At 67.9% G+C, this 12514-nt stretch carries 10 protein-coding genes; 5 read left to right on the plus strand and 5 right to left on the minus strand.

What is annotated here, in order from left to right; genetic code table 11:
* Positions 1 to 23 precede the first annotated feature (23 nt).
* The gene (locus EO174_RS10890; RefSeq protein WP_126944501.1) at positions 24 to 908 is read left to right on the plus strand and encodes a LysR family transcriptional regulator; all 885 of its coding nucleotides are present in this window, start codon (positions 24 to 26) and stop codon (positions 906 to 908) included.
* Between the two features lie 36 nt (positions 909 to 944).
* On the opposite strand, the gene EO174_RS10895 is transcribed toward EO174_RS10890, so the two are convergent.
* A complete protein-coding gene (locus EO174_RS10895) occupies positions 945 to 3956 on the minus strand; it encodes a ligand-binding sensor domain-containing diguanylate cyclase (RefSeq protein ID WP_164740173.1) in 3012 nt (1003 codons plus the stop codon).
* A 267-nt stretch (positions 3957 to 4223) separates the two neighbouring features.
* Between EO174_RS10895 and EO174_RS10900 the strand changes: the two genes are divergently transcribed.
* The 3 genes from EO174_RS10900 (at position 4224) to EO174_RS10910 (ending at position 7071) form a co-directional block, all read left to right on the plus strand.
* Positions 4224 to 4877: a TetR/AcrR family transcriptional regulator gene (locus EO174_RS10900; protein ID WP_104584022.1), complete on the plus strand. Its 654-nt coding sequence runs from the start codon at positions 4224 to 4226 to the stop codon at positions 4875 to 4877.
* Positions 4878 to 5005: 128 nt separating this feature from the next.
* Positions 5006 to 5662: a protein-L-isoaspartate O-methyltransferase gene (locus tag EO174_RS10905; RefSeq protein WP_104648815.1), complete on the plus strand. Its 657-nt coding sequence runs from the start codon at positions 5006 to 5008 to the stop codon at positions 5660 to 5662.
* A 26-nt stretch (positions 5663 to 5688) separates the two neighbouring features.
* Positions 5689 to 7071: a TolC family outer membrane protein gene (locus tag EO174_RS10910; RefSeq protein ID WP_104584020.1), complete on the plus strand. Its 1383-nt coding sequence runs from the start codon at positions 5689 to 5691 to the stop codon at positions 7069 to 7071.
* Between the two features lie 263 nt (positions 7072 to 7334).
* Here EO174_RS10910 and waaA read toward each other — a convergent pair whose 3' ends face one another.
* On the minus strand, positions 7335 to 8651 hold the full coding sequence (gene waaA / locus EO174_RS10915) for a lipid IV(A) 3-deoxy-D-manno-octulosonic acid transferase (RefSeq protein WP_126944502.1): 1317 nt from the start codon (positions 8649 to 8651) through the stop codon (positions 7335 to 7337).
* Positions 8652 to 8727: 76 nt separating this feature from the next.
* Here waaA and EO174_RS10920 point away from each other — a divergent pair, with 76 nt between their 5' ends.
* Positions 8728 to 9648 carry an LpxL/LpxP family Kdo(2)-lipid IV(A) lauroyl/palmitoleoyl acyltransferase gene (locus EO174_RS10920; protein WP_126944503.1) on the plus strand — a complete coding sequence of 307 codons (921 nt, stop codon included), beginning with the start codon at positions 8728 to 8730 and terminating at the stop codon, positions 9646 to 9648.
* 54 nt (positions 9649 to 9702) lie between these two features.
* On the opposite strand, the gene EO174_RS10925 is transcribed toward EO174_RS10920, so the two are convergent.
* From EO174_RS10925 to EO174_RS10935, 3 genes are read right to left on the minus strand one after another with little or no spacing between them, the layout of a single operon-like run.
* Positions 9703 to 11037 (minus strand): O-antigen ligase, encoded by a 1335-nt coding sequence (locus EO174_RS10925; RefSeq protein WP_104648811.1) that lies wholly within the window; start codon positions 11035 to 11037, stop codon positions 9703 to 9705.
* The gene (locus EO174_RS10930; protein WP_126944504.1) at positions 11018 to 12130 is read right to left on the minus strand and encodes a glycosyltransferase; all 1113 of its coding nucleotides are present in this window, start codon (positions 12128 to 12130) and stop codon (positions 11018 to 11020) included. Before EO174_RS10930 ends, EO174_RS10925 begins: the two co-directional genes overlap by 20 nt.
* Positions 12131 to 12140: 10 nt before the next feature.
* Complete coding sequence (locus tag EO174_RS10935; RefSeq protein WP_006451050.1) at positions 12141 to 12338, minus strand: zinc-finger domain-containing protein; 198 nt, start codon at positions 12336 to 12338, stop codon at positions 12141 to 12143.
* Positions 12339 to 12514: the final 176 nt, after the last annotated feature.

A 12514-nucleotide genomic window follows, 5' to 3' on the forward strand; every position in this document is an offset into this window, starting at 1 on the left:
ACAAATGAAATTTGGGAATGGCAATGGACCTGGCAAGCCTCAGCGCCTTCGTGGCGATTGCCGAAAGCGGCAGCTTTTCGGCCGCCGGCGAGGCCCTGCACCTCACCCAGCCGGCGGTGAGCAAGCGGATCGCCTTGCTGGAAGCACAACTGTCGGCGCGGCTGTTCGACCGCCTGGGCCGCCAGGTGGTGCTGACCGAGGCCGGCCAGGCCTTGCTGCCGCGTGCGCAACGCATCCTGGCCGAGCTGCAGGACACCCGCCGCGTGCTGGAGCATCTTGGCGCGGCGGTCGGCGGGCGGCTGAGCCTGGCCACCAGCCATCATGTCGGCCTGCATCGCCTGCCCGCCCTGCTGCGCCGCTTCGCCGCGGAGCATCCTCACGCAGCGCTGGACATCCAGTTCCTGGATTCGGAGCTGGCCTATGCCGCGGTGCTGCGCGGCGAGGTGGAGCTGGCGGTCACCACGCTGGCACCGGACACGCGTGCGCCGCTGCGCGCGCAACCGATCTGGCATGACCGCCTGCAGTTCGTGGTGGCGCCCGATCACCCGCTTGCCGCGTTGCGCGCGGTGTCGCTGGAGGATGTGGTGGCGCATCCGGCGGTGCTACCGGATCCGGGCACGTTCACCCATCGCATCGTCGCCGGTCTGTTCGCCGGGCATGGGCTGGTGCCGAGCCTGCGCATGACCACCAACTATCTGGAGACGATCAAGATGCTGGTGTCGGTCGGCCTAGCGTGGAGCGTATTGCCGGAACGCATGATCGATCACCAGATCGTGGCGCTGCCGCTGGCCGATGTGACGCTGTCGCGCGAGCTGGGCTGCGTGACCCATGGCGGGCGCACCCTGTCGCGCGCCGCGCAGGCGTTTGTCGCCTTGTTGAACGCGCAGGCGGACCAGTTGCAGGAGTAAGCGCGGCAGCGCCATGCCCCTGGCAACGCGACAGGCTTACTGATCCACCAAGCGGTCGCGCCCCAGCCGCTTGGCCTGGTACAGGCGGCGGTCTGCCAGTGCCAGCAGTTCGCGGCGGCTCGGTGCTTCATCGCTCATCGCCATGCCCATGCTGGCGGTGCAGCGCACCGTCGTGCCCTGCGTCTCGATGCCGATCGCCGCCAGCCGCTGGCGCATGCGCTCGAACAGCGCGCGTGCCTGTGCAACGTCCACCCCCACTGCCGCGAGCAGAAACTCTTCGCCACCGTGGCGCGCGGCGAAGCACTGCGCCTGATCCTGCTCGTTAAATGCTTCGCCGATCGCGCGCAGCACCGCATCGCCGACCTCATGGCCGTACTCGTCGTTGATGCGCTTGAAATGGTCGATATCCATCAGCACCAACGCCAGCGAGGGACCACCGGCGCGCGCATCATCGAACCATTGCTGCAGGACGCGCTCGGCCTCGCGCCGATTCGGCAAGGCGGTCAGCACGTCGTGGCTGGCGCGGTATTCGAGCTGGCGCATCAGGGCTTCGCGCTCCTGGCTGGCCTGCTGCAGCGCGAGGTTCTTGTCGCTCAACTCGCGGGTGCGTGCGTCGATCACCGTATTGAGTTGGCGCTGACGACGGCGGTAGCTGGCGGTGCGCCACAGATAGAGCCCGTAGATCAGGCTGCCCAGTCCGAGGATGCCCAGGGCGATCACTTCGCCACGCCGCCACCACGGCGGCGCCAGTGCGATCACCAGGCTGGATTCGCCCACCAGCGCGGTCTGCCGCCAGTCCACCGGCAGCGACATCGCCTGGACGCGGAAACGAAAACGGCCCGGCGGCAGATTGGTGTAGACCGCTTCGCTGGCGCTGTCGGCGTCCACCCAGTCCGGGTCGAAGCCTTCCAGCCGGTAGCGGTAGCGCACCTTGTCCGGGCCACGATAATTCAGCCCCGCATAGACAATGGCGATGCGCCGGGTCTCCGCGCCGAAGCGATGCAAGCCATTGAGCGGCTGCACCGTGCCGTCGACCAGCAGCCGCTCGAACACGATCGGCACGCGATGGCCTTGCAAGGTGCCCACGCGCGCCGGATCGATCACGCCCAGGCCCGCAGCGGTGGGAAACAGCAATTGCCCGGACTGGGTCATCCAGCCTGCCGGCGCGCTGCTGCCATTGCCCTGATTGCCGGGCATGCCGTCGCTGCGATCCACCACCTCCACACTCAACTGCTCGCGCGTGCCGGCATCGAGCTGGTCGAAGTCGCTGCGCGCGATGCGGAACACGCCGTGGTTGCTCGACAACCAGAAATAACCGCGGCCGTCGTCGATCACCCGGAACACCTTGTCGCGCGGCAGCCCGACCCGGTGGTCGTAGACGCGGAAGGTCTCTCCACTCAGGCGCAGCAGGCCGCGATCGCTGGCGATCCACAGGTCGCCATTGGTATCGCGCAGGAAGTCGAACGCGTTCTGCCCGGGGAAATCCTGCTCGCCCAGCCATGCGCGTGTACTGCCATTTGCCGACAGCGCAGTCATGCCACGATCGGTGCCGATCCACACATTGCCCTGCGTATCGCGATACAGCACCTGCACCGAGCCATCGGGTACGCCGTCGGCGGCGGTGAAGCGGCGTGCCTTGCCATCGCGCCAGCGCACCAGCCCGGCGGTGGTGCCGATCCACAGCGTCTGGCCATCGGGCAACACCGCGCGTACCGACAGCGACGGCAGGCCGTCGGCCGCACCAATGCGCGCCAGCACGCGCCCTTGCGCATCCAGGCGCACCACACCCTGGCTGTACGTGCCGGCCCAGACGCCGCCATCGCCGGCATCGGCCAGGGCCAGCACCGATTGCTCCAGCACGCGGCCGCCCTCGTTCGGCACCACCGACACGCGGCTGATCCGGTCGTTGTGCCAGCGGTCCAGGCCCACCGCGCTGCCCACCCACACGGTGCCGTTGCCGGTCTGCAGCACCGTGCGCACGTAGTCCGAGGCCAGGCCGTCTTCGTGGGTGACGCCATGCGCGGCGCCTTCGGCAATGCGGAACAGGCCGTGCGTGCTGCCGACCCAGATCAGGCCCTCGGCGTCTTCCAGCAACGCCGGGCTGGCGACGCCCGAAATGGCGATCTGTTCGTCCGGCGTACCCGCGCCGCCATGCACCACCAGCGTGCCCGACGGCAGGCTCATCCACAGATGTCCGCGCCGATCCAGCAGCAATGCATCCACCCGCTGGCCTTGCCGGAAACGCTGCAGTCCGCCACCGCGGCTCCACCACCACACGCCGTCGTCGCCAGCGACCAGCAGGCCGCCCTGACGATCGCTGGCCAGCCGTCGCACCGGTGCGGCGCGCATGCCATGTGCCTTGCCCCAGGCCTCGGCCACAATGCCATCGCGGGGCAGACGATAGAGCCCCACTTCGGTGCCCACCCACAAATCGCCATCGGCATCGGCCGCCAGCGCGGTGATGCGCGCGCGCGGCAGGCCGGCCTGGCGCCCGACGTCCACCACCCGCCCGTCCGGCTCGATGCGGTACAGCGTCTGCGGCGTGCCCACCCACAATGCGCCATCGGCGCAGCGCAGCAGTGCACTGACTGCCAGGTGCCGTGCCGAAGCATCGCCCAGCTGCTGCCAGTGGCCGTCCTGGTAGTGGTAGACCCCATCGAAGGCGGTGCCGAACAACATCCCGCCGGCGCTGTCGCGTGTCACCACGAACACGCCCCCCAGCTCGACGCCCGGTGTGTTCTGACGGTCATACACGGTGAAGTCACGGCCGTTGAAGCGCGCCACACCTTCCCAGGTGCCCAGCCAGATCAGGCCATCGGCGCCCTGTGCCACCGCATGCACCAGATTGTGCGGCAGGCCGTCGTCCATGCTCCAGCGCGTGACGGTGTGGTACGCGGTATGGGTCGGCGGCTGGGCGCCGGCCGGCCAGACGCCGAACAGCACGCAGGCCAGCAATGCCCATCGCCACAGCAGCCCGGTCCGCCGCACGCATGTGCTGCGGACGCAGCCCGTCTGCGCATGCGCCCCGACCCTGTCCACGCTCCCCATCCCCTCATTGTGCTGGCCAAAGGGGCTGCCGACGTGCGCCGACAGACCGTTAGCCAATCTATCACCGGGGGTTTTTCAACGCGCTAGGTGGATTCCCCACACCGATGGGATGCACCATGACACCGGGAGGCATTCAGCCGAAACAATTACCGGCCATAACCAAGCTGGTGCGCAGCTAACGCCTGGGCGCGGCCGTTCCTGAGCGCTTGCCTGCATTCCACCGGCAGCGAGTATAAATATAGAACCCGATGGTCTAGTATTGGCAGCATGTCCAGCTCGCCCCCCCTCAAGTCCAAGGCCAGGAGCAACGGCCCCGGACGGCCCAAGGATCTTGGGAAACGCGCCGCCATTCTTGGCGCTGCCCGCACCATGTTCATGGAGCAGGGGTATGCCGGGGTAAGCATGGATGGCATTGCCGCCCAGGCGGGCGTGTCCAAGCTCACCGTCTATAGCCATTTTGGCGACAAGGAGAGCCTGTTTTCCGAGGCGATCCGTGCGCAATGCCAGCATATGATGCCGGACGACCTGTTCGATCATGCTCCCGAGGGCGCGCTGCGCGATCAGCTGATCGAAATCGCCGATGCCTTCTTCGCCATGGTCAGCACCGAGTCGGCCATTGCCACCCACCGCATGATGATGGCGCCCGGTACCGGCGACGTGCATGTACGCGAGATGTTCTGGGATGCCGGCCCCAAGCGAACCCAACGGGCGCTGGCCGATTTCCTGTCCGCACGCGTGGCCGATGGGCAGCTGAAGATCGACGATGTGGCACGCGCCGCGTCCCAGTTCTTCTGCCTGCTCAAGGGCGAGCTGTATGCGCTGATGATGTGCGGCCTGCACGGCCAGCCCACCCGCGCGCAGGTGGACGAGCACTTGCAGGCCAGCGTGGATTTCTTCTTGAGGGCGTATGCGCCGCGCTGACCGCCCCCGGCCTTTGGTGGCGATGACTTCCGGCACTGCGTCGTTTGCCGGCGCGCAGCGATGCTAGATGCGCCAGTTGCCCCGTGCACCGGTAAAATGCCTGCCCCACCGCGTTGGATAACCGCACCATGACGATCGATTTCTCCCAGGCCCGCGAAAAGATGGTCGAACAGCAGATCCGGCCGTGGGACGTGCTGGACCTGCGTGTGCTCGACGTGCTGGCGCGCCTGCCGCGCGAGGCCTTCGTGCCCGAGGCCTACAAGACCCTGGCCTATGTCGATGTGGAAATCCCGCTGTCGGCCGGCCACAAGATGATGAAGCCGGTGGTGGAAGGCCGCATGTTGCAGGCACTGGACCTGCAGCCGGGCGAAGACGTGCTGGAAATCGGCACCGGCAGCGGGTTTTCCACCGCCTGCCTGGCCGCGCTCGCCCGCGAAGTGCTGAGCCTGGAGATCGATCCGGCCCTGGCCGCCGCTGCCCGCGCCAATCTGGACAGCAGCGGCCTGGGCAGCAACGTGCGGATTGAAACCGCCGACGTGTTCGGCTGGCAGAGCGAGCGCCGCTTCGATGCCATCTGCGTGACCGGCGCGGTCGATACGCTGCCGACGCAATGGCTGCAATGGCTGCGGCCGAACGGGCGCCTGTTCGTGGTCCGCGGTCACGAACCGGTGATGGAAGCGGTCCTGGTCCGTGGCGACGTCAACGCTCCGCGCATCGAATCGTTGTTCGAAACCGACCTCGCCTATCTCCAGGGCGCCGCACCGACGCCCCGATTCCAATTCTGATTCTGATTCCCAAGGAAGCTTCCCCGATGATCCGCCGATCCCTCGTCCTGGCGCTGGCCGCCGCCCTGTCTCCGATGGCCGCGAACGCCACCGATCTGCTGCAGGTCTACGAAATGGCCCGCAACGGCGATCCGCAGCTGGCAGTGGCCGAGTCCACCCGGCTGGTCAATCGGGAGGGCGAAGTGCAGGCGCGTGCGGCGCTGTTGCCGCAGTTGGACGGCACTGCCGGGTACACCCAGTCGCACCGCGAGTTGGAAGGTGTGGATGGGCGCTCGACCACCAAGCAGCGTCAGTACGCGATCCAGGGCAGCCAGACCATCTTCAACTGGGCGCAGTTCGCCAATCTGCGTGCGCAGCGCGAAGTGGCCAAGGCAGCCGACTTCACATTGGAATCGGCCAACAACGACCTGATCACCCGCACCTCGGCGGCATATTTCCAGGTCCTGGTCGGCATCGAATCGCTGGCGGCGGCAGAGACCAACGAAGCGGCCGCCAAGAAGCAGTTCGATTACGCCGACAAGCGGCTGGAAGTGGGCCTGGCCCCGATCACCGACGTGCATGAAGCGCGTGCCCAGTACGACCAGGCGCGTGCCGACACGATCAACGCGCGCAACACCTTGAAGGATTACTACCAGGCCTTGACCGAACTCACCGGCCAGCCGGTCACGTCCTTGCGCGCACTTCCCGAAGACTTCCGCCCCGAAGTCCCGGCGGCGTACAGCAATGTCGATCAATTGGTGGCCACTGCCATCGCCGACAACCCGGCGCTGAAGTCGCAGCAGTTGCAGGTCAGCGCGGCTGAGGCACAGGTCAATGCCGCACGTGCGGGCCATTACCCGACTTTGAACCTTGGTGCCAATGTCGGCCGCAGCAACAGCTGGGGAGGCGCAGGCACCATCGATCAGGCCGCAGGCAACTTCACCACGCAGGGTCGCGATATCGACACCGATTCGATCGGCCTTACGCTGTCGATTCCGATCTTTGCCGGCGGCGCCACCCAGTCGGCCGTGCGCCAGGCGTTGTCACGCCGCGATATCCAGCAGGACACCTACGAGCAGCAGAAGCGCGCGCTGGATCGCAATACGCGCAATGCCTACCAGACCGTGGTTGCCGGCATCAGCGAAGTGGAAGCCCGTCGCCTGGCCGTGGTTTCCGCGCAGGCCGCATACGACGCCTCGCAGGTCGGCCTGGAAGTCGGCACGCGCACCGTGCTGGACGTGGTACAGAACCAGCGCACCCTGTTCCAGGCGCAGCTGAACTATGCACAGTCGCGCTACACCTTCCTGCAGAACCGCCTGCTGCTGGGCCAGGCGATCGGCAAGCTCAACATCACCGACCTGCAGGATGTGAACCGGCTGCTGTCGCAGGATGCCGAGTCCAAGCTGCAGGGCAGTGGCTCGCTGCAATAAGAAGATCTCGGCATGACTGAAGAGGCGGGCACAGGCCCGCCTTTTTTGTGCGTGATGCGATGTGATGCGATCGCGTGTCGGCCGATCATCCGCGGATTGGCTGCGGAGCCTTGCCCGCCCATCATCACGGAACACGCCGGAAGTCCGTGGCGGCATCCATGCCGCACAAGGCCTTGCGACGCTGGCTGACAAGGATCATCAAGGATGGTTGGCGTGCCTGCTCCAGGGGCACTGCACACTGCGACGCAGCCGCAGTGACATCCTCAGGACGCGGCACCCTCGCTCACCACCGGCGGCAGGTGCGGCGCGATCTGCACCAGCGTCCTCGCCACTGCGCCCTTGCCGTTGGCGACCAGTGCCAGCCCTGCCGCGGCCATCGCTTCACGCTGGACAGGGTCGCCGAGCAGGCGCGCCAGATCGTGGTACACGCTGTCGGCATCTTCGCAGATGGTCACCGCCTCGGCCTCGCGCATGCGCCGCGAAATCTCCGAGAAATTGTGCAGATGCGGGCCGGTGACGGCCGGCGTGCCGACTGCCGCCGGCTCGAGCAGGTTGTGCCCGCCGATCGGCTGCAGACTGCCGCCGACGAAGGCGACCTGTGCACAGGCGTAGAAACTCATCAGCTCGCCCAGGGTATCTATGACAAACACTTTGTCGCGCGCCTGCGGCCATTGCTGGCTTTTACGCGTGGACACGGCCCAGCCACGCTCGCGCGCCACGGCCTCGACCTTGGGAAAGCGCTCGGGGTGGCGCGGCGCCCATAACATCAGCAGATCCGGAAACTGCAGCAGCAGGCGCGCATGGATGTCGGCCACGGCCGCCTCCTCGCCTTCGTGCGTGCTGGCGGCAATCCACACCGGCCGCGAGGCCGGCACGTGCGTGTGGAACTGCGTGACCAGGGCCTGCAGCTGTGCAGGCGCGGCGATATCGAATTTGAGATTGCCCAGCGCGATCACCTGGTCGGGCCGCGCACCCAGCGTGACGAAGCGTTCGGCATCGTCGTGCGACTGCGCCGCCACGCAGGTGACGGTGCGCAGCGCGCGGCTGATCAACGGTGCCAGCAGGCGATAGCCACGCAGCGAGCGCGCCGACAGCCGCGCGTTGAGGATGTACACCGGAATCCCGCGGTCGCGGCAGCCGAACAACATGTTCGGCCACAGCTCGGTTTCCAGGATCAACGCCAGGCGCGGGCGGAAATGCTCCAGGAAGCGACCGACGCTGCCGGGCACGTCGTAGGGCAGATACACGTGGTCCACTGCATCGCCCCAGACCGCGCGCACGCGCTCGGAGCCGGTGGGGGTAATGGTGGTGATGACCCAACGGATATCCGGGCGCTGCGCACGCAGGGCGTTGACCAGCGGCGCGGCGGCATTGACCTCGCCCACCGACACCGCATGCACCCACACGCGCGGGCGACCGCAGGCGTGCGTGTAGGAGGCATAGCGCTCGTTCCAGCGGTTGAAGTATTCGCGGACGCGAAAACCGCGCCACACCAGGTGGTACACCGTCACCGGCAGCAACAGGTACAACAGCGCCGAGTACAGTCCGCGCAACAGCCATTCGATCGGGTCTTTCCGCATCGGTGCAGGATACGGGAGCGTTGCGGCGTGCGCATGTGCACGCTGCCGCGCGCGCATGATCCCTTAGAATTGCCCCATGTCCGAGCCCGCCAACGTCGCTGTCCGCCCTTCCCTGCGCAACCCCAGGCACTGGCCGATGTACCTGGCCCTTGTCGTCATGGTGATCGCCGGACGCCTGCCCTGGATGCTGCAGCGTGCGCTGGGGCGTGGCGTGGGCTGGATCGCGATGCGCCTGGCCGGCACGCGTCGGCGCGCTGCCGAGGTCAACCTCAAGCTGTGTTTTCCCGAACAGGACGATGCCTGGCGGGCGCGGCTGTTGCGCGACAGTTTCGATGCGCTGGGCGTGGGCCTGTTCGAATTCGCGCGCGCCTGGTGGGGCAGCATTGATGCGATCCGCCCGGGCGTGCAGGTCGAAGGGCTGGAACACCTGCAGCGCCTGCAGGAACAAAAACGCGGCGTGTTGCTGGTGTCCGGCCACTTCATGACGCTGGAGATGTGCGGGCGGCTGCTATGCGATTACGTGCCGCTGGCCGGCATGTACCGCAAGCATCGCAACCCGGTGTTCGAGTGGGCGGTCAAGCGCGGGCGGCTGCGCTATGCCACGCACATGTTCGCCAACGAGGATCTGCGCGCCACCATCAAGCACCTCAAGCGCGGCGGTTTCCTGTGGTACGCGCCGGATCAGGACATGCGCGGCAAGGACACCGTGTTCGTGCCGTTCTTCGGGCATCCGGCCTCCACCATCACCGCCACCCATCAGCTGGCGCGGCTGACCGGTTGCGCGGTGGTGCCGTACTTCCATCGGCGCGAAGGTGGCCGCTACCTCCTCAAGATCGCACCGCCGCTGGCAGACATCCCCTCCGACGATGTGATCGCCGATACCACGCAGGTCAATGCGGCGATCGAGGACATGGTGCGCGAGGCGCCGGACCAGTACCTGTGGATCCATCGGCGCTTCAAACGCCAGCCGGGTGGGCGCAGCGATTTTTATCGTTGATATCGCGTATCTGGATGCAGGCGGCGCGTGCAGCCGCAGCACCGCAAAGGATCCTCAGCGCGGCGGCGGCTGATCTGCGTCGTCGTTGAGCAAGGCACCGGCATACAGGCCGGCCAGCATCAGGCTCAGCCCGCCCCAGAAGCTGGAATAGAACGCCAGATGCGTGTTGAGCGGGAACACCGTGGCCACCAGCGCGATCATCGCCGGGCGTGCCTGCTCGCGCGCGGCCAGGCTGGAATAGCGCCACGCGCGCCAGGCCTGCGCCGCACCGGCCAGCCACAGCAGCAACCCGATCACCCCGGTTTCGGCCAGGATTTCCAGCACGATCTGGTGCGCATGGAAGGCCGGCCCATCGCCCCAGGCCGGCGCCTGCGCGGGTGCCGGATTGCAGGCCGGATACGCCTGCCGGAAGCCGCGGGCGCCCACCCCATTGAGTGGATGCGCGTGGATCATGCACAGCGCTGCGCCCCAGATCTGCGCACGCCCGGACAAGGCCTGGTCGACGCCCTGCTGGTCATCGCTGAAGGCCAGCGCGGTGCGCTGGATCCGCTCGCGCGCCTGCGGCGCCACCGCCACCACGCCGGCCGCCAGCAGTGCGCCGACCACCGCCACCGCAAGCAGGCGGCGGCCACCCAGCAACTGCCAGCCGGACAGCAGCACGATCACGCCGTAGGTGATCCACGAGGCCCGCGACCCCGCCAGCACCAGCACCACGCCGACCGCCGCCGCAGCGCCCGCCCAGGCCCAGGCATTGCGCCGCCCCAGTGCCAGCAGCAGGAAGGGCGACAGGCTCGCAAGCGTCTGACCGAACTTGAGATTGCACGGCCCCAGCACGCCGCTGAGGCGGTCGACCAGGGCCAGCTCCTGCGGCGTGCACAGACCATGCCCGCTGATCAGCTGCTTGATCTGATCCAGGCCGAAGAACAACGGGCTGCTGCCGAACACGGCCTGCAGCAGCGCATCCAGTGTCCACACCCCGCCGATCACCGCCAGGCCGGTGAAGGTGCGCCGACGCCGCTGCGCATTGGCCACCGCGATCGCGCACAACCACATGAACGGCAGATAGCGCAGATCGGTGGCCGACTTGCGCAGCGCGCGCCCCACGTCCACCGCATCGAACGCCGACAGCATCTGCGGCAACCAGTACGCGAAGAACAGCACGCTGGTCAGCGCCCAGGCCGCACCACTGAGCAGCCGGGTGCCGCCACGGAACCGCGCATGCAGCAGGCGGTAGGCCGCAAACAGCGCGCCCAGCGACAACACCGTCTCGGCCAGCCCGGGCGTGGGCCATAGCGCCACGAACAGGAGCACCCACAGCGGCGCCCAGCGACCGGCGTCGGGGGTCAGCGCGGACGCGGGTGGGATGGCCTCAGCGGCGGAGTTCGTCATAGACCTTCAGGGTGGCCGCTTGCATGGCCTGCAACGTATAGGGGAGCACGGCGGGCGGTGTCGGCGCCTGCCGCAGCAACTGCAGCGCCTGGGTGCGCAAGGCATGGGCATCGAAGGCCGGCACGGCGCCGCCGGGTTGTAACTCGGCCAGCAGCTCGCCGACGCCGCCGTGCGCCCAACCCAGCACTGGCCGGCCCACCGACAGGGCCTCAACCACGGTGCGGCCGAAGGCCTCGGGCTTGCGCGACAGCTGCAGCACCAGATCGCTGGCGGCATAGGCCTCGGCGATGCGTGCGGTGGGTTCGGTGAAGGCCACCGCCTCGGCCACGCCCAGTCTGGCGGCCTCGGCTTCCAGCTCGCGCAGATAGGCATCACGGCCCGGCTCGCGCGCGCCTGGCAGCCACAACCAGGCCGGCACGCCGGCAGCGCGCACGTCGGCGAGCAATTGCAGGCCGTCGGCGTGCCCTTTCAGGCGCGTGCCGCGTCCGGGCAGCAGCAGCAGCGGCGCATCGGCCGGCAAGCCGGGCAGCACGGTCTGTGCCCAGCTGCGCGCACGGCGGTCCGGCTGCGGGCGACGCGGAAATTGGGCGATGTCGACGCCGCGCGGGATCGTGCGCAGGCGCGCGGTGTCGGTCTGCGGATAGTGCGTGCAGACGTACTCGCGCACCGTCTGCGAGACGCAGATCACCCGCTCGCCATAGGTCATCACCGCGCTGTAGCGGCTGGGCGAGTTGAGCCCGTGCACGGTAGTGACGAAGCGCGGCCGGGTGGCCTGCGGCATGCCGCGCAACGCGTACCAGCCCAGCCAGGCCGGCAGGCGCGAACGTGCATGCACGATGTCGGCGCCCAGTTCGGCGAACAGCCGGCGCAGGCCGACCACGTGACGCAAGGTCAGCAACGACTTGCGCCCGATGTCCAGCGTGAGATGTTCGCCGCCCGCCTCCAGCAGCGGCTGGACCAGGCGACCGCCGGCCGAGACCACCACCGCGCGGTGGCCGGCGCGCACCAGCGCAGCGGCGATTTCCAGGGTGGAGCGCTCGACGCCGCCGGACTGCAGCGCCGGCAGCAGTTGCACCACGGTCAGGCGGTGCATCCGGCCAGGATCAGTCGGCGAGCACGAACAGCGCGCCGCAATACGGGCACTTGGCTTCGCAGTTGGGCTCGTCCTCGATCGGCAGATACACGCGCGGATGCGAGTTCCACAACGCCATCTGCGGCGTCGGGCAGCTCAGCGGCAGATCGCCGCGATGCACGGTGTAGCGCGATTCGGCATTGGCGGGCGCGGTGGCGGTCTGGCTCATGGCGGCACGATCGTAGAGACAAGGCAGAGCGCGGATTCTAGCAGCCTGCGTGGTGATCGGCCCATTGACCGGCCACACCGGTTCGGGTGGTGATGCTCTCAACAGCCGCCCGGGCGCTGCCAGCGTCGGGGAGCGATGCGGCAGCCCTGGCTGGCCTGGCCTTGCTGGCCCAGCAG

The sequence above is a fragment of the Xanthomonas sp. BRIP62418 genome, from assembly GCF_003993495.1.
Taxonomy (GTDB): Bacteria; Pseudomonadota; Gammaproteobacteria; order Xanthomonadales; family Xanthomonadaceae; genus Xanthomonas; species Xanthomonas euroxanthea.

What these genes read in the sequence shown, in the direction of transcription:
- EO174_RS10890 (WP_126944501.1), top strand. Translation starts at nt 24, where the DNA reads ATGGACCTGGCAAGCCTCAGCGCCTTCGTGGCGATTGCCGAAAGCGGC.
- EO174_RS10895 (WP_164740173.1), bottom strand. Translation starts at nt 3,956, where the DNA reads ATGGGGAGCGTGGACAGGGTCGGGGCGCATGCGCAGACGGGCTGCGTC.
- EO174_RS10900 (WP_104584022.1), top strand. Translation starts at nt 4,224, where the DNA reads ATGTCCAGCTCGCCCCCCCTCAAGTCCAAGGCCAGGAGCAACGGCCCC.
- EO174_RS10905 (WP_104648815.1), top strand. Translation starts at nt 5,006, where the DNA reads ATGACGATCGATTTCTCCCAGGCCCGCGAAAAGATGGTCGAACAGCAG.
- EO174_RS10910 (WP_104584020.1), top strand. Translation starts at nt 5,689, where the DNA reads ATGATCCGCCGATCCCTCGTCCTGGCGCTGGCCGCCGCCCTGTCTCCG.
- waaA (WP_126944502.1), bottom strand. Translation starts at nt 8,651, where the DNA reads ATGCGGAAAGACCCGATCGAATGGCTGTTGCGCGGACTGTACTCGGCG.
- EO174_RS10920 (WP_126944503.1), top strand. Translation starts at nt 8,728, where the DNA reads ATGTCCGAGCCCGCCAACGTCGCTGTCCGCCCTTCCCTGCGCAACCCC.
- EO174_RS10925 (WP_104648811.1), bottom strand. Translation starts at nt 11,037, where the DNA reads ATGACGAACTCCGCCGCTGAGGCCATCCCACCCGCGTCCGCGCTGACC.
- EO174_RS10930 (WP_126944504.1), bottom strand. Translation starts at nt 12,130, where the DNA reads ATGCACCGCCTGACCGTGGTGCAACTGCTGCCGGCGCTGCAGTCCGGC.
- EO174_RS10935 (WP_006451050.1), bottom strand. Translation starts at nt 12,338, where the DNA reads ATGAGCCAGACCGCCACCGCGCCCGCCAATGCCGAATCGCGCTACACC.